Source organism: Brachybacterium rhamnosum, from assembly GCF_039526185.1.
In the GTDB taxonomy this organism is placed as follows: domain Bacteria; phylum Actinomycetota; class Actinomycetes; order Actinomycetales; family Dermabacteraceae; genus Brachybacterium; species Brachybacterium rhamnosum.
The window spans coordinates 852,003-867,056 of the sequence record NZ_BAAAIS010000002.1 but is presented as its reverse complement, the minus strand read 5'-3'; the positions used below and the strand labels follow the sequence as shown (position 1 = coordinate 867,056).

Genomic DNA, 15,054 nt, shown 5'->3' with positions numbered 1-15,054 from the left:
CGCGGGGCCCGCCGGGATCGGTATGCTCGTCCGGACTGCTGTGAAGGAGTGGACGTGAGCGAAGCCGGTCCCGTGGACCCTCTGGCGCTGGAGACCCAGTTCTGCTTCGCCGTGACCCTCACCTCGCGGAGCATCGTCGCCGCCTACCGCCCGGTCCTCGAGCCGCTGGGGCTGACGCATCCGCAGTACCTCGTGATGCTCGCCCTCTGGGAGGACGCCCCGCTCTCCGTGAAGGCCCTCAGCGCACGGCTCCAGCTGGACCCGGGCACGGTCTCCCCGCTCGTGAAGCGGCTCGAGGCGATCGGATACGTGGAGCGTCGGCGCGACGAGAAGGACGAGCGCGTCCTCGCGATCGCGCTCACCCCCGCCGGGGCCGCGCTGCGCCATGAGGCGGAGGCCGTCCCCGGTCAGATGCTCGAGCGGCTCGGCATGGACATGGAGGAGCTGCAGGCCCTGCAGCGCAGTCTCATGAAGGTCTCGGCGGCGGCGCGGGCGGCCGGCGGGATCTGAGCCCGCCCTCCTCGAAGGCGGTCACCCACGCCCGGCGGCGGGCCTTGCCGGCGTCGTCCCGCAGCAGGCGGTCGACGACGAGCACCTCCTGCGGGGTGCGATGCCCGAGGCGGGGCCGCACCCCGGCGAGGATCCGCCGGCCGACGGCCTCCGCGGCGTCCCCGCCCTCCCCGTCCTCCCCGTCGGGCCCGACCCCGGGGACGTCGAGCACGGCCGCGATCCGGTGCCCCCACTCCGCGTCCGGCAGTCCGAGCACGAGGGCGCCGCGCACCTCGGGGTGCTGTTCGAGCTCCGCCTCGATCGCGGCCGGGGCGATGAGCTCCCCGCCGCGGTCGATCATGTCGTCCTCGCGGTCCGTGAGGTGGAGGTAGCCCGCGGCGTCCAGGCGGCCCAGGTCCCCCAGGGTGTCCCAGCCCTCGGCGTCGCGACGGGAGGGGGCGCCGAGGTAGTGCGAGGCGGGGGCGCCCTCGCGGCGCATCTGCACGAGACCCGTGCGGCCGGGCGGCAGCGCGCGGCCCTCGGCGTCGACGATCCGCGCGGAGGTGCCCGGCAGCGGCCTGCCCACGCTCCCGGGATGCGCGAGCCAGTCCGCGCCGTCGATCATGACGATCCCGTTGGACTCGCTGCCCGCGTACACCTCGAGGACCCGCTCGGGGCCCAGCCAGTCGATGACCTCCCGCTTGAGCGGCACCGCGCAGGGCGCGCCGATATGCAGCAGGGTGCGCAGGCTCGCGAGCCTCGCGGGCGAGCGCCGGGAGGGCGGCAGTCGCAGGAGGCGGTGGAGCATCGTCGGCACCACCATCGCCCAGGTGACGCGGTGCTCCTCGACGGCGTCGAGCCAGGCCTCCGGGGTGAAGCGCGGCAGCAGCACGAGCCGGTGACCGGTGAGCAGACCGCGAAAGGCATAGGTGAAGGGCGCCGGGTGGGTGAGCGGCCCGGCGACGAGCTGCACCTGGTCACGGGGCAGGTACGGGGCGACCGCCCGCTCCGGGTCGAGCAGCGCCGGGGCGCTCGCCCGGACGATCTTGGGCCGGCCCGTCGATCCGGAGGTCGTCATCGCCTTCCAGCAGGAGGCGGCCAGATCGGGGTCGAGGTCCGGACTGCGATCGGTGTCGTCGGCCCCGTCGGCCGTCCCCGCGACCTGCAGATGCACGACGTCCGGCCGCGCCGGGAGCGCACCGATCGAGGCGGTGGGGCGGGCAATGTCCTCGATCCGCTCCCGCTCCGCGTGCACGAGCCCCGGGGCGAGCGGCAGCGGCGTCGCGCCCGCCTCCCACACGGCGCAGCAGGCGATGACCATGTCGCGGTCGTTGCCGAGGGAGACCTCGACGTGGTCGTCGACGCGCACCCCCGCACGGCGCAGGCGCCGGGCGAGCGACCGGGCGCCCGCCGCGAGCTCGCCCGCGGTGAGCACGCCGCGGGCGTCGAGGACGACCGGCTCCGACGGGTCCCGGGCGCCGCGCTCAGCGATGATCCGCGAGATCGACCGGCGCACCGGCATCGCCTCCGTGCTCGAGGACGTGCCGGTAGAACCGCTCGTGGAGCTCCGCGGCCCGCTCCCAGGTGAAGGCGTCGGCGAGCGCACGGCCCCGCCGCGGATCGGGCCTCTCCCCCGCGAGCATCGTGTCGAGCCCGCTCGCGATGCCCTCCACGGTGCCCGGGGCGCGGTGCACGGCGTCGCCGAACACCTCGCGGATCACGGGGATGTCCCGGGCGAGGACGGGCACGCCCGCGGCGAGCGCCTCGAGCGCGGCCAGGCCGAACCCCTCCTTCGTGGAGACGAAGCCGAGCACCTCCGCGCCCGCGACGAGCGGGGGCACCTCGTCATCGGGCAGGGTGCCCAGCAGCACCGGCTCGACCCCCAGCTCCCGGGTCCGCTCCTCGAAGCGCGCCCGGTAGGGGCGGTAGTCGAAGAGCGTCTCCCCGCCGCCGAGCACGAGCCGGACCCCGGGATGCCGGTCCCGGATCCGGGCGAAGGCCTCGAGCAGGTCGATCGTGCCCTTGCGGGGCTCGATCCCGCCGAGGGCGAGCACGTAGCGGCCGAGCCTGCCCTGCCAGCGGGCGCGGGCGGCGGCGCCCTCCGGCCCGGCGGCGCGGGCGAAGCGCTCCGCCGCGACGCCGTTGGGGATGACCGTCGGCACCGGACCGTACGTCTCCCGCACCTCCGCGGCGACGGCGGCGGAGACGCAGATCCGGGCTGCCGGCTCCCGGATCGCCCGGTCGTGGCAGCGGATCAGCCGCTCGGTCGTGAACGCGTCGAGGTGGTGGATCGTGCGCACGTGCGCTCGCCCCCTCTCCCCCACGGCGTTCGCGGAGATGCAGTCCTGCGCGTGGACGACGTCGGCCGCGGAGTCGAAGGCCCCGCCAAGCACCGTGATCGACCGGTCGATGCGCTCCCCCACGCTCTCCCCCTCCACCTCGGGGAAGGGGACGGCGCGCACGCTCACCGCGGGGTCGACCTCCCGGAAGAAGCCCGCGTCGCCGCCGCGGGCGAGGGTCCACACCTCGACCTCGTGCCCGCGGCCGGCGAGCGCCTCGGCGAGGGCGAGCGTGTGGACCACGCCCCCGCGGGGCTTCGTCGAGTAGGTGAGCAGCGCTACGCGCATGCCTGCTCCCCCACCGTCGCGAGGTGCTCGCGGACGGTCGCGGCCACGTGCTCGGAGTCCCGGGCGATCGCGTGGAAGCGGCCCGAGCCCCAGGTCTGCAGCCACGGCAGGCCCAGGAACTGGAACCCCGGCACCGACGTCGCGCCGCGGGAGTGAGCGGGATGCCCGGTCGGATCGAGCACCCCGGGGAGGTCGAGCCAGGACCAGTCCGCCCGGAACCCGATCGCCCAGACGATCGCGGAGAGCTCCTCGAGGGGGATCTGCGTGGGCCCGTCCGGCGGGGTCCACACGGGCCGGTACCGGGGCTCGACGGGCGCGTCGATCCCCAGGGTGGCGATGTGCGCGTCGATGTCGTCCTTGATGGACTCGGCGACGGAGTCCGCATGGTCGAGGTTCGCCGCGAGCGAGTCGTCCAGGCGGATCACCCCGTCCTCCACGCCCTCGGCGCGGCCGTGGAGGTGCATGCCGTCCCGGGCGAAGGCGCGCAGGTCGATGTCACGCCCGCCGTCGCGGCCGGTCACGTAATGGTTGGTCGACTCGCGCTTGGCGAGGCCCCGGGTGGAGACGGGGACGTCGTAGACGCCCATCTCGGCGAGCCAGGTCATGCAGTCGCGGCCCCGGTAGAAGCGCGCGACGCGCGGTGCGCGACCGACGGCCAGGTGCACCTCCCGGCCCTCGAGGTGGAGGTCCTCCGCGATCTGCGTGCCGGACTGCCCGGTCCCCACCACGAGCACCGGTCCCTCCGGCAGCTGGGCCGCGTTCCGGTAGCGGTGGGAGTGCAGCTGGAACAGCTCCGGCGGCAGGGCGGCCGCCCACGGGGGCACGACCGGTTCGTGGTAGCCGCCGGTCGCGGCGGTGACGGTGCTTGCGGTGATCGTGCCCGCGTCGGTCTCGACGGTGAACCCGCCCTCGGGGCGGGCGCTCACGCGCCGGACGGCCACGCCCTCCGCGACGGGGGCGTCGAAGGACTCCGCGAAGCCGCGCACCCAGGCGTGGACCTCGTCGCGGCGCATGAAGCCGTCGGGATCGGGGCCCTCGTACTCGTAGCCGGGGAGGCGACAGTGCCAGTTGGGGGTGACCAGCGTGAACTGGTCCCAGCGGCCGTCCTTCCACTCGTGCGCGACGCTCTCCCGCTCGATCACCACGTGGTGCACGCCGGCGTCGACCAGGTGCTTGCTGAGCGAGAGCCCGGCCTGCCCGCCGCCGACGACGACCGCCTCGTAGTGCTCACCAGGGGTGAGGGTGGTGGGGATCATCGGCGGGCCTCCTCGGGCCTCGGGCCGGCGCTCGCACCGGCGGGGACGGGCACGTCCGGGCGGACGAACCTCAGCACCTCGACGCGCCCCGGCGGGGAGGCGGCCGCACGTTCCGCGATCTGCCGGGAGGAGCGGCGCGCGAGGGAGCAGGGGTGCCCGTAGCGGGCCTCGACCCGGTCGCTCGCGGCGCCCAGGGCCGTGCGGGCGCGGTCCACGAAGTCCTCGAGGTCGTAGCCCGCCCCCTCCCGGAGGTGGTCGGCGATCACGAGGCTCGGGGAATAGTGCTCGGACTCGGCGCCGTCCGGCCAGCGCACGGCGAAGCGCAGCTCAGGCATGGGCCACCTCCCGCCATCCGTCCGCCCGGGACGTGCCGGACTCGACGACCGGCGCGTAGACGTCCGGCCTGCGGTCGCGCAGGTGGAACATGCCTCCGCGCATCTCCCGGAACTTCCCCTCGACGTCGACCTCGGCGATCGCGAGACCGTCCCCGAGGAGGGTCGTGGCCAGGACGTTCCCGCCCGGGTCGACGACCTTCGCGTTGCCCACGTAGCGCAGCGAGCCGAAGGTCCCGGACTGGTTCGACGCGATCCAGAACACCTGGTTGTCCAGGGCGCGGGCGATGTCGAACTGGTTGAAGCGGTAGGTCCAGCGGTCGTCCTGGAGGTTCTCCGCGGTCGCGGTGCGGGCCGCGGGCCAGGCCGACATGCTGATGACGATCTCCGCCCCGTCGAGGGCGAGCATGCGCGCCGCCTCCGGGAACGCCTTGTCATAGCAGATCTGCATGCCGAGCCGGCCGACAGGGGTGTCGAAGGCCTGGTAGCCGTCCCCCGCCGCGTAGGACATGTTCTCGCCGAGCGGCTGGTGGACCTTGCGGTACGACGAGTAGATCTGCGAGTCGTCGAGGCACACGGCCGCGTTGTAGCGGGTCTCGCCGTCCTCCGCGAGCTCGCAGAAGCCGATGGTGAGGACCGTGTCCCCGGCGAGCTCCTGGACCCGGGCGATCTCGGGGCCGTCGAGGCGGAGCGCGGGCGGCAGCGAGCGGCGGGTGGTGCGCACGCTGTCCCCGTGGTTGCCGAGGGCGGGCAGGTAGCCGCCGAGCGCGGCCTCGGGGAAGGCGACGAGGCGGGCACCCTCGGCGCGGGCCTGCTCGAGCAGCTGCGCGATCAGCGCGTAGTTCTGCTCGAGGTCGCGGGTGAAGTTCGCGCTGACGGACGCGACGGTGATGCTCATGGCGGCGCCCGTTCAGAGGTTGTAGGTGGAGTTGATGATGGCGCCCTTGCGGGCGTAGTGGATGAGCGCGTCCTGCACGTCGAGGGGGTGCGCGGGGACCACGCCCTCGATGAGGTCCTCCTCGCGCATGCCGTGCAGGCCCATCCCGAAGCGGCAGCAGAACACCGTGCCGCCCTCCTTGATGAAGGTCTCCAGGGAGCCGTTCATGTTCTGCTCGCCCGGGAACCCGGAGTCGCCGGTCGTCGGGAAGCCGCGGGTCGCGGAACAGGCGAGGGCGCCGGGGCCGTAGAAGTAGATCGCGGACTCGAAGCCCTTCCGCAGCGCGCGTGTGGCCTGCAGGATCGCCACGAAGCTCACGGAGGACTCGTGGGGGATGCCGTGGACGAGGGTGAAGTAGGACTCGCCGTCCTCCGCCTGGAGGTCCGGGAAGATCTTCGTGGAGCCGTAGAGGTTGGTGCCGGCGGGCAGCGAGGGGTGCGGGATCTCGCCGAGGGACTTCTGGATGTTCTCGGCGATCTGGGCGTCGATGTCGCTGGTCATGATGGTTCTCCCTGGTGAGGTGGGTGGTGCGGGTGGGGCTGCGGGGGCGCCGTCCGATGGCGTCCCACGACCCGGGCGCGGGGCCCGGGAGGTCTTCTCAGGCCGTGCCGAGTCCGGTCACGGCCGCGTCGAGGGCCGTGGTCTCGACGCCGTCGGGCCAGCGCAGGCGCACGCCGGGACCGTCGTCGAGGGTGCCGACGCGGGCGGTCGTCGCGAAGCGGGACGACATGCGGTTCTCCCCGCGGGGATCCGCGGTGAGCATCCCGAAGCCGGGGAAGCAGGTGAGCCAGTCGCCGTGGGCGGCGGCGCCGGGGGCGGGGACGGCGGCGACGTCGAGCACGGCGCCGGTCCCGGAGGCCTCGGCGAGCATCCCGGCGGTGCCGATGATCCCGCCCATGGAGACGTCCTTCGCGGCTGCGGGACGGGCCCGGCGCACGGTGCCGGCGAGGTCCTGGAGCGCCTCCGGGGTGCGGGTCGAGCTCGAGTCCCACTGCCGCCCCTCGTACCCGGGGCGCCAGGCGCCGTGGAGGTCCGCGGTGAGGTGGAGGTCGTGGCCCGGGCGGCCGCCGCCCCCGGGGACGGGCCGCGCCGCGCGGCCGATCGCGGTGACGGAGAGCGAGGGGTCGACGCCGAACTGGGTGTGGCCGCCGAGCACGGGCACCGCCCAGGCGCGGGAGGCCTCCGCGATGCCCTCGGCGACGCGGCGCGCCTCGCGCACGGTGCGGGCGCCGATCGCGTCGAGCAGGCCGACGGGCTCCGCCCCCATCGCGGCGACGTCGTGCACGTTGACGAGGACGCCGCACCAGCCGGCCCATTCGGGGTCGCGGTCCACCATCGCCGGGAGGATCGCGTCGCAGGCCGCGACGAGGTCCGTGCCGGGGACGGGGGCGGCGTCGTCGCCCACGAAGCCCTGGCCGCCCAGCTGCGGCCTCGGCGGGACGGCCGCGCCGGGACCGCTGGCCGCGCCCGCGGGCACCGCCCGGCCGAGGGGCTCGAGCACCCCGCCCAGGGCACTCTTGGTCCCGGTGACCAGGCGCTGGACCCGGTCGATGGGCCACTGCATGAGCAGGTGGGGCACGCCCTGCACGGTCGTCGTGCCCACGCGCTGCCAGCCGAGGTGGTCGAAGAGCACGGCGGCGCCGAGCTGCACGGTCGCGTCGAAGCGGAGCACGCCGAGCCCGGCGATCGTCGAGCACGCCTCCCGCACGAGCGCGGAGCCGATCCCGCCCGCACGCCGCGCCCCGCGCCGCACGGCGAGGCGGCTCCCGTTCCACCAGCCGATGTCACGGCCCTCGGGGACGGGCGCCACGCGCACCCCGCCGAGCACCTCGCCCTCCGGGCCGAGCGCCACGAGGACCACGGTGCGGGTGTCCTCGTCGATGCGGTCGCGGTCGTCTGCCGTGAAGATGCCCTGCTCGCGCACGAACACCTCGCGGCGGATCCGCAGGTACTCCGCGCGCTGGGCGGGGTCGGCGATCACGATGCGCAGGGGTGCCGGGCGGCGGCGCGCGGGACGCGGTGGGCCGGAGAGGAGCGGGACGTCGAGCATGTCAGGCCCCCGCCGTCTTCAGCACGCTGCAGGCGCCGCAGGTCGCGCAGCCGGCCTTCTGGTCCGCGCCGCGCATGCCCGCGGCGGCGAGCAGCGCCGCGACGCGCACCGTGACGTACCGGAGCTGGTCACGATGGGGCGCGGGGATGCGGTCGACGTCCGCCGCGAGGGTCCCGGCGAGGGGCCGGAAGGGGACGATGAACGGGTAGACGCCCATTGAGATGAGCTCCCGCGCGCCCTCGACCATCTCGTCGCTGTCCTCGCCGAGGCCCACGAGCAGGTAGGTGGAGACCTGGTTCCAGCCGAAGACCCGCACGGCCTCGCGCCAGGCGGCGCGGTACTCGTCGAGGGTGACGGTGGACTTGCCGGGCATCCAGCGCCGCCGCACCTCCTCGTCCATCGACTCGACGTGGATGCCGATCGAGCTCGCCCCCGCCTCGCGGAGGTCGGTGATCGCGCGGAGATCCGCCGGCGGCTCGCACTGGACCTGGATCTCGAGCTGCGGCACGGCCTCCTTCACCGCGCGGACGCAGCGGGCGAGGTGCTTGGCCCCGCGGTCCCAGCCGTTGGAGGTGCCGGTGGTCATGACCATGTTCGTCACGCCGTCCAGGCGCACTGCGGCCTCGGCGACCTCCGCGAGCATCGCGGGGGTCTTCACCGCGACGGTGAGGCCGGCGTCGAGGGAGGCCTGGATCGCGCAGAAGCGGCAGCGGTCGGCCTCGTCGTAGCGCACGCAGGTCTGGACCACGGTCGTCGCGAGGACGTCGCGGCCGTGGAGCTTGGCGATCTTCTCGTAGGAGGTGCCGTCCGCGGTGGCGAGGTCGTAGAACCGCGGGCGGGAGACGGGGGTGACCTCGAGGCCGAGGTCCGCGCCGTCCACGGTGACCCGCCCCTGCGGGGAGAGCACGTAGGGGCTCTCGGGGTTCATCGGGATCGCGGCGCCCTCGCCGGCCACGAGGAAGTGGCCGTCGTCGCTGGGGCCCGCGCCGCCGCGGCGGCTCACGGGGACCGCGGTGCGCACCCCCAGCAGGGCGAGGTCCACGCGGGTCGAGACGCTGCGCCGGCCCGTGCCGCAGGACCCTGCGGAGGCGTCCGTCGCGGGGGCCGACGACGACCCGGTCGAGCACCCGTCGGGCGCCACGGCGGTGGCCTCCGCGGCCGGCTCGGCGACGTCCCCCGTGCCGCACGGACGAGCATTGCGTGGTGCGCCAATGATTGGTGCGCTCATGGCACCGATGAAAGGCCTCGAGTGATCCGGCGCACCAGATCAGGCCGCCGCCGTGACCTTCTCGTGACCAAGCGGATCAGCGGGCGAGACACCTCCGAGCACGCTCGATCGATGTCCCGCCGCAGGTCAGAGCGGGGTCACTCCCGCGTCGGGGCCGCCTCGCCGCCGGAGGCCGGAGCGGCGCCGGACGCGGCGCCGTCGGCCGTCGGCTCCTCCTCGCGCACGAAGCGCACCGTCTGCACGCGCCGCTCGTCGACCTTCGTCACCTCGAGCCGGCCGCCCTCGATCGGCACCGTGTCGCCCTCCACGGCGATCCGGCCGAGGGAGGCCATGACGAAGCCGCCGACCGTCTCGTAGCCGCCCGTGTCCGGCAGCTCGATCCCGGTCAGCGCCTCGAACTCCTGGAGGATGAGGCCCCCGTCGATCTCACCCTCGGTGAGGCCCGGGTGCTCGGGGTCGCTGCCGCGGGGGTCGGTGTCGAACTCGTCGTAGATCTCCCCCACGAGCTCCTCGAGCAGGTCCTCGAGCGTGACGATCCCGTCGGTGCCGCCGTACTCGTCGACCACCACCGCGATCTGGTCCGCGTGCGCTCGCATCCGGTTCAGGGCGCGCAGCACCTGCACGGTGCCGGGAACGTGCTCGATGGGGCGGGCGATGGAACGCAGGCGCGTGCCCTCCGGGTCCTCGACGTGCAGCAGGTCCCGCACGTGCACGAAGCCGAGCACATCGTCCACGTCCTCTCCCGTCACCGGGTAGCGGGAGTGGCCCGACTCCCGCACGAGCTCCCGCGCCTGGGCGACCGTCTGCTCCCCCTCGAGGAAGTCCACCTGGTGGCGGGGCCGCATCACCTCGACGACCGTGCGCTCGGAGGCGTCGAAGACGTCCGCCAGCACGCGGGACTCGGCCTCCTCGAGGGCGTCGGAGTCGCGCACCATCGCCTTGATCTCCTCCGCGGAGACCGCCTCGCGGTTCGCCTGCGGGTCACCGCCCAGCAGCCGCACCACGAGGTTCGTGGAGACGGACAGCAGCCAGATCACCGGCCGCATGAGCCGCCCGAACACCCCCAGCGGCGGGCCCACGATCTTCGTCAGGCCCAGCGCGTTCTGCATCGCGAGGCGCTTCGGGGCGAGCTCACCGAGCACGAGGGAGAGGAACGCGATGAGCAGCGTCATGACGATCAGCGCCGTCGTGCTCGCCGCCGAGTCGCTCATCCCGAGCCCCGTGAGCACCGGGGTGAGCACCGGCGCGATCGTCGAGGCGCCGTAGGCGGAGCTCAGGAAGCCCGCGACCGTCACGCCGATCTGCACCGCGGAGAGGAAGAGGTTCGGGTCCCGCACCAGGCGTGCGGTGGCCTCCCCGCGGGGTCCCGTCTCCTCGAGCTGGCTGATCTGGGACTCGCGGAGGTTCACGATCGCCATCTCCGTGCCCGCGAACACGCCGCCGATCAGCACGAACAGCAGGACGAGGACGATGTTCACGATGACGGAGGGATCCATGCGCCCACGCTACCGGCCGCACCTGCGCCGAGCCCGGGGGCGTGCGGGTGGTGCTCCTCCCGTGCATCCCCCGGGGGCATGGGCCTACGGGACCTCTTCGTACCGATGTCCCCGAATACGGCCACATCTGTACAAGGACGTCCCGTACCCGCCGGCCGGCCAGGGGCGGCAGCAGGCGGGGCGAGCCGGGCGGCGGCAGGCGGGGGCCGGGGCCGACGGCGCCGCGGGTCAGAGCAGCGGGAGGAGCTCCTCGCGCACCGCGGCCAGCACCCCGTTCGCGCCGCCGTTCTCGATGTGGGAGGTGATCGCGACGAGGGCCTCCTGCTCGGGGAGGACCAGCAGGAACTGGCCGTAGGCGCCGTCGGCCCGCCACGCGCAGTCCGGCTGGCTGGCCCAGACGCCCAGGCCGTAGCGGGCGTTGTCCGGGTCCGGCCAGGCGGTGGGGACCCAGGTGTCCTCCGCGTGCATGAGGTCCACCCACTCGGCCGGGACGAGCTCGGCGCCGTCCACGGTGCCGCGGCCCAGCAGCACCTCGCCGATCCGCGCCATCTCGCCGCTCTTCAGATGCAGGCCGGTCGCGCCCCAGCTGTGGCCGTCCACGGTGGTGTGCCACTGCGGGTTCACGATGTCGAGGGGCTGGAAGAGGCGGGGCATGAGCCAGTCGCGCAGGGTCTCCCCGGTGCGCTGCTCGATGATCCGGGAGAGCAGGAAGGGCCCGCCGTTGGAGTACTCGAAGGCGCTGCCGGCCTCCCGCACGAGCGGCGTCTCCAGGTAGAGCGAGGTGAGGTCGCGGTGGTCGCGCTCCTCCTGGGCGAAGGCGGTCACGGGCGAGCCGGAGGTCATGGTGAGCAGGTGGCGGATCGTCACGTCCCCCACGCCCTCGCCGTAGCGGCCCTCCGGGGAGGGGAGGTGGTCGACGGCGCGGTCGTCGAGCTCGAGCAGCCCCTCGGCGCGGGCGATGCCGACGCCGAGCGCGGTGACGGTCTTGGAGACGGAGTAGACGTTCTCGGCGGTGTCGTCGACGAAGCGGCGGACGACGTCCTCCCGGCCCGGGCGGATCACGTGCACGGCGCGCACCGCGAGGGAGCGCTCGGTGAGCCGCTGACGCAGCGGGAGCAGGAGCAGGGGATCGGGGATCGCGGCATCAGGGGTGCGGGTGGCGTCGGCGCTCATGCCCGGAAGGCTACGCGCGCCGTTCGGCCCCGGTCACGGACGGTCCAGGCGAGGGGCGGGCGGAGGGCCGGGCCTGCTCGGGACCGGTGCCGGATCGAGACCTGACCTCCCACGCGCGGGGGATGACCGGCGGGCCGGCGTCGGCCAGACTGACCTCGCGGCGCCCACCGGCCGCCGACGACCTGCGGCGCCGCACACCGTCCCGACCTCCGGTCGCCGCGTCTCGCCCCACCGGGCCGCACCTTCCCCGCCTCCTCGGCGCCCCGCCGCCGAGCCGATCGAAAGTCCTCCGATGGCCGCACTGCGTCGCTACGTCTTCCCCCTGTTCTGGATGCTGATCCTCGGCATCATCGCGGTCTCCCTCGCCCGCCTGGCCTTCTTCCCCGGGGAGTCGAGCGCGGCGGAGGAGGACCCGATCAGCCCCAGCGCCGACTTCGACCAGTACGCCACGGTCACCGCCTCCCGCGAGGACATCAACTCCGAGCTCGTGCTGCCAGCGACCGTCGCGCCGGACGAGGGCACGCCGCTCAAGGCGACCGCCGCCGGCGAGATCAACAAGGTGTGGGTGAAGGACGGCGACGAGGTCCAGGAGGGCACGAAGATCCTGCAGGTCCGCGTGCCCGTCGAGGCGGATCCCGTCGAGATCGCCGCCACCGAGGACGCGGCCGCCACCACGGACGGCACCGAGGATGGGACGGAGGCCGAGGCGGTCACCCCGTTCACCGCCGCCACCTCCGCCCCGCAGGAGTACCGCTACCTGACGCTCGTGGCCGACGGCCGCGGGATCGTCCGCGACCTCACCGCCGTCGATTGGGAGACCGTCTCCGTGGGCGACACCGTCGCGACCCTCTCCCCCGGCACCTACTCGATCACCTCGGACCTCACCCCCGAGCAGCAGCTGTCCCTGCTCGACGTCGACATCGAGGCGACCGCGACGCTGCCCTCCCTCACCGACCCGATCCCCTGCTCGCGGCCCGCCGTCACCGAGGACGACCCGTCGGCCGACGACGAGCAGGCCCCCAGCAACGAGGGCGCCTCCATCGAGGTGAACCCGATGACGGGTGAGGAGATCACCCCCGAGACGACGTCCGCCCAGCTCAGCTGCGCGGTCCCGGACGGCACCCGCGTCGTCTCCGGCCTCACCGGCGAGGTGAGCGTCGCGCTCGGCACCGCGGAGGGCGTGCTCACCGTCCCCACCACCGCGGTCGAGGGCGAGGGCGAGGCCGGCACCGTCTACACGCTCGACGAGGCGACCGGCGAGCCCACCCCGCTCGAGGTCGAGCTGGGCCTGCGCGGCGACGGCGTCGTCGAGGTCCGCAAGGGTCTCGAGGAGGGCCAGGAGGTCCTGCAGTACGTGCCCGGCGTGGACAGCGCCGAGTCCGCCATGGACGGGATGGAGGTCTGGTGACCGCCGCGGAGCCCCTGCTCCACCTCGAGGGCCTGCGCCGCTGGGTGCGGCTGCCCAGCGGGGAGGACCTGCACATCCTGCGCGGCGTGGACCTCGAGGTCGACGCCGGGGACCACGTCGCGATCGTCGGCCGCTCCGGCTCGGGGAAGTCGACCCTGCTGAACCTGCTGGGCCTCATCGACCGGCAGAGCGACGGCGTGCTCCGCTTCGACGGCCAGGACGTGCACCGCCTGCGGGACGCCCGACGGGCCCGCCTGCGCGGCGCCTCGATCGGCTTCGTCTTCCAGCAGTTCAACCTGCTCGACGGCCGCACCGCCCTCGAGAACGTCATGATGCCGCTGCTGTACGGGGACGCCCGCCAGTTCTGGCACCGCGAGAAGCTCGCCCGGGAGATGCTCGACCGGGTGGGGCTCGGCGGCCGCGCCGACCAGGTGCCCGCGCGGCTCTCCGGCGGTGAGCAGCAGCGCGTCGCCGTGGCGCGGGCGCTCGTGCGCCGGCCGCGGCTGATCCTCGCCGACGAGCCCACCGGCGCGCTCGACGTCTCCACCGGCGAGGCGGTCATGGCGCTGCTCGACGAGATCGCCCGCGACTCCGACGCCGCGCTCGTCACGATCACCCACGACCTGCAGGTCGCGGCTCTCTCACAGCGGGCGTACCTGCTGGACGAGGGGACCCTCCACGACATCGGCACGCTCGACGCGGCCGGCACCGCGGAGGCGCGCACCGCGCTCGCCGCGACCGCGGGCCTGCGGGCCGGGCAGGAGGCCGTCGCATGACCGGGCTGATCGCCTCGATCGTCGAGGCCTACGGCGAGCTGCGGGTCCACAAGGGCCGCATCATGGTCTCGCTGATCGGCGTCGCCTTCTCGGTGTTCGCGCTGACGGCGGTGCTGGGCGGCGGGGGCATGCTCTCCGGCGCGCTCGAGCAGTCGATGGAGCGCAGCGGCGGCCGCGACGCGACCCTCATGATCTCCTCGTTCGGCGGCGCCGAGTCCGTGACCCCGCAGGAGCAGGACGAGGCCGTGCTGGACGAGATCGACCGCCTCGGCATCGACCAGCGCACCCGCCGCATGTACACCGACGCGCGGGTGCAGACCACCGAGGGGGTCAAGCTCACCCAGCTGATGGGGGTGGACCCGGCCTACGGGGACATCTTCCGGACGCAGGTCGCGCAGGGCCGCTGGATCGCCGACTCCGACCAGCACCGCCTCGCCCCGGCGATCGTCGTCAACCAGCCGCTGTACGAGGCGCTCGGCCGGCCCGCGCTGGGCACCGAGCCCGTCACCCTCTACGGGGACAGCGGGGCGGCGGAATCCGGGCAGGCGATCGTGATCGGGGTGCTCGCCGCGGATCCGAACCTCGACTGGGACCTCGCGGCCTTCGCCCCGGCCGACAGCGTCGCGCAGCTCCCCGGGAAGACCCCGGAGACGACGATGACCTCGGAGTACCTCGTGTGGGTGCCGCCGGAGCAGGCCGACGAGATCCGGGCGCGGCTCTCGCAGACCCTCGCCGGCGCGGGCGTCGGCACCTTCGACGTCTCCCCCAGCTCGTTCTCGCTCGAGGACCAGGGCTTCGGCGCGATCACCCTCGGCGTGGTCGTCGTGGCGCTCGTGATCCTGCTGCTCGGCGCGCTGGGCCTGGTGAACATCTCCCTGGTCACGGTGCGGCACCGGGTGCGGGAGATCGGGATCCGACGCTCCTACGGCGCGACCGGCGCACGGATCTTCGTGGGGGTGCTCATGGAGTCCGTCGTCGCGACGGTGCTCGCCGGGGCGATCGGCGTGGCCTGCGCGGTCGCGCTCGTGAAGGCGCCCTTCGTCACCGACTATTTCCGGGAGCAGGGCCTCGTGGACCTGCCGCCGTTCCCGGTGACGGCGGTGCTGCTGGGCCTGCTCGCGGCGACCGCGGTGGGCGTGCTCGCGGGTGCCCTGCCGGCGCTCATCGCGACCCGCATCAAGGTCATCGACGCGATCCGCGGCTGAGGCCACCACGCGCACGCGGCACGGGCCGGCACCCTCGCAGGGGTGCCGGCCCGTGCCGCGTCGGTCACGTCAGGGAG

The 15,054-nt window shown here is 74.2% G+C and carries 14 protein-coding genes; 4 read left to right on the top strand and 10 right to left on the bottom strand.

What is annotated here, in order from left to right; all coding sequences use genetic code 11:
- Positions 1-54: 54 nt before the first annotated feature.
- Positions 55-510, top strand: coding sequence for a MarR family winged helix-turn-helix transcriptional regulator (locus tag ABD080_RS05875; protein ID WP_103385017.1), 456 nt, complete (start codon positions 55-57; stop codon positions 508-510).
- Here ABD080_RS05875 and ABD080_RS05870 read toward each other — a convergent pair.
- From ABD080_RS05870 to ABD080_RS05825, 10 genes are all read right to left on the bottom strand, one after another.
- Complete coding sequence (locus tag ABD080_RS05870) at positions 467-2,011, bottom strand: AMP-binding protein (protein WP_343903975.1); 1,545 nt, start codon at positions 2,009-2,011, stop codon at positions 467-469. The two genes, ABD080_RS05875 and ABD080_RS05870, sit on opposite strands and share 44 nt — an antisense overlap.
- The gene (locus ABD080_RS05865; protein WP_137769572.1) at positions 1,974-3,116 is read right to left on the bottom strand and encodes an MSMEG_0565 family glycosyltransferase; all 1,143 of its coding nucleotides are present in this window, start codon (positions 3,114-3,116) and stop codon (positions 1,974-1,976) included. Before ABD080_RS05865 ends, ABD080_RS05870 begins: the two co-directional genes overlap by 38 nt.
- Positions 3,107-4,372 carry an MSMEG_0569 family flavin-dependent oxidoreductase gene (locus ABD080_RS05860; protein WP_343903974.1) on the bottom strand — a complete coding sequence of 422 codons (1,266 nt, stop codon included), beginning with the start codon at positions 4,370-4,372 and terminating at the stop codon, positions 3,107-3,109. The genes ABD080_RS05865 and ABD080_RS05860 overlap by 10 nt, the downstream gene beginning before the upstream one ends.
- Complete coding sequence (locus ABD080_RS05855) at positions 4,369-4,707, bottom strand: MSMEG_0570 family nitrogen starvation response protein (RefSeq protein WP_343903973.1); 339 nt, start codon at positions 4,705-4,707, stop codon at positions 4,369-4,371. The genes ABD080_RS05860 and ABD080_RS05855 overlap by 4 nt, the downstream gene beginning before the upstream one ends.
- The gene (locus ABD080_RS05850; protein ID WP_137769569.1) at positions 4,700-5,602 is read right to left on the bottom strand and encodes a carbon-nitrogen hydrolase family protein; all 903 of its coding nucleotides are present in this window, start codon (positions 5,600-5,602) and stop codon (positions 4,700-4,702) included. Before ABD080_RS05850 ends, ABD080_RS05855 begins: the two co-directional genes overlap by 8 nt.
- A gap of 12 nt (positions 5,603-5,614) precedes the next feature.
- Positions 5,615-6,142: an MSMEG_0572/Sll0783 family nitrogen starvation response protein gene (locus ABD080_RS05845; protein ID WP_103384775.1), complete on the bottom strand. Its 528-nt coding sequence runs from the start codon at positions 6,140-6,142 to the stop codon at positions 5,615-5,617.
- Positions 6,143-6,239: 97 nt separating this feature from the next.
- Complete coding sequence (locus tag ABD080_RS05840) at positions 6,240-7,622, bottom strand: MSMEG_0567/sll0787 family protein (protein ID WP_343903972.1); 1,383 nt, start codon at positions 7,620-7,622, stop codon at positions 6,240-6,242.
- A 70-nt stretch (positions 7,623-7,692) separates the two neighbouring features.
- The gene (locus ABD080_RS05835) at positions 7,693-8,919 is read right to left on the bottom strand and encodes an MSMEG_0568 family radical SAM protein (RefSeq protein WP_343903971.1); all 1,227 of its coding nucleotides are present in this window, start codon (positions 8,917-8,919) and stop codon (positions 7,693-7,695) included.
- Positions 8,920-9,056: 137 nt separating this feature from the next.
- Positions 9,057-10,415, bottom strand: a complete 1,359-nt coding sequence (locus ABD080_RS05830; RefSeq protein ID WP_343903970.1) for a hemolysin family protein — start codon at positions 10,413-10,415, stop codon at positions 9,057-9,059.
- A gap of 228 nt (positions 10,416-10,643) precedes the next feature.
- On the bottom strand, positions 10,644-11,588 hold the full coding sequence (locus ABD080_RS05825) for a serine hydrolase domain-containing protein (protein WP_343903969.1): 945 nt from the start codon (positions 11,586-11,588) through the stop codon (positions 10,644-10,646).
- A gap of 292 nt (positions 11,589-11,880) precedes the next feature.
- Here ABD080_RS05825 and ABD080_RS05820 point away from each other — a divergent pair, with 292 nt between their 5' ends.
- The 3 genes from ABD080_RS05820 to ABD080_RS05810 are packed head-to-tail and all read left to right on the top strand — an operon-like array spanning position 11,881 to position 14,977.
- Positions 11,881-12,996, top strand: coding sequence for an efflux RND transporter periplasmic adaptor subunit (locus ABD080_RS05820; RefSeq protein WP_343903968.1), 1,116 nt, complete (start codon positions 11,881-11,883; stop codon positions 12,994-12,996).
- A complete protein-coding gene (locus ABD080_RS05815) occupies positions 12,993-13,772 on the top strand; it encodes an ABC transporter ATP-binding protein (RefSeq protein ID WP_343903967.1) in 780 nt (259 codons plus the stop codon). The genes ABD080_RS05820 and ABD080_RS05815 overlap by 4 nt, the downstream gene beginning before the upstream one ends.
- Positions 13,769-14,977, top strand: coding sequence for an ABC transporter permease (locus ABD080_RS05810; protein WP_343903966.1), 1,209 nt, complete (start codon positions 13,769-13,771; stop codon positions 14,975-14,977). The genes ABD080_RS05815 and ABD080_RS05810 overlap by 4 nt, the downstream gene beginning before the upstream one ends.
- Positions 14,978-15,054: the final 77 nt, after the last annotated feature.

What these genes read in the sequence shown, in the direction of transcription:
- ABD080_RS05845 (WP_103384775.1), bottom strand. Translation starts at nt 6,142, where the DNA reads ATGACCAGCGACATCGACGCCCAGATCGCCGAGAACATCCAGAAGTCC.
- ABD080_RS05860 (WP_343903974.1), bottom strand. Translation starts at nt 4,372, where the DNA reads ATGATCCCCACCACCCTCACCCCTGGTGAGCACTACGAGGCGGTCGTC.
- ABD080_RS05810 (WP_343903966.1), top strand. Translation starts at nt 13,769, where the DNA reads ATGACCGGGCTGATCGCCTCGATCGTCGAGGCCTACGGCGAGCTGCGG.
- ABD080_RS05865 (WP_137769572.1), bottom strand. Translation starts at nt 3,116, where the DNA reads ATGCGCGTAGCGCTGCTCACCTACTCGACGAAGCCCCGCGGGGGCGTG.
- ABD080_RS05850 (WP_137769569.1), bottom strand. Translation starts at nt 5,602, where the DNA reads ATGAGCATCACCGTCGCGTCCGTCAGCGCGAACTTCACCCGCGACCTC.
- ABD080_RS05820 (WP_343903968.1), top strand. Translation starts at nt 11,881, where the DNA reads ATGGCCGCACTGCGTCGCTACGTCTTCCCCCTGTTCTGGATGCTGATC.
- ABD080_RS05855 (WP_343903973.1), bottom strand. Translation starts at nt 4,707, where the DNA reads ATGCCTGAGCTGCGCTTCGCCGTGCGCTGGCCGGACGGCGCCGAGTCC.
- ABD080_RS05830 (WP_343903970.1), bottom strand. Translation starts at nt 10,415, where the DNA reads ATGGATCCCTCCGTCATCGTGAACATCGTCCTCGTCCTGCTGTTCGTG.
- ABD080_RS05825 (WP_343903969.1), bottom strand. Translation starts at nt 11,588, where the DNA reads ATGAGCGCCGACGCCACCCGCACCCCTGATGCCGCGATCCCCGATCCC.
- ABD080_RS05835 (WP_343903971.1), bottom strand. Translation starts at nt 8,919, where the DNA reads ATGAGCGCACCAATCATTGGCGCACCACGCAATGCTCGTCCGTGCGGC.
- ABD080_RS05870 (WP_343903975.1), bottom strand. Translation starts at nt 2,011, where the DNA reads ATGCCGGTGCGCCGGTCGATCTCGCGGATCATCGCTGAGCGCGGCGCC.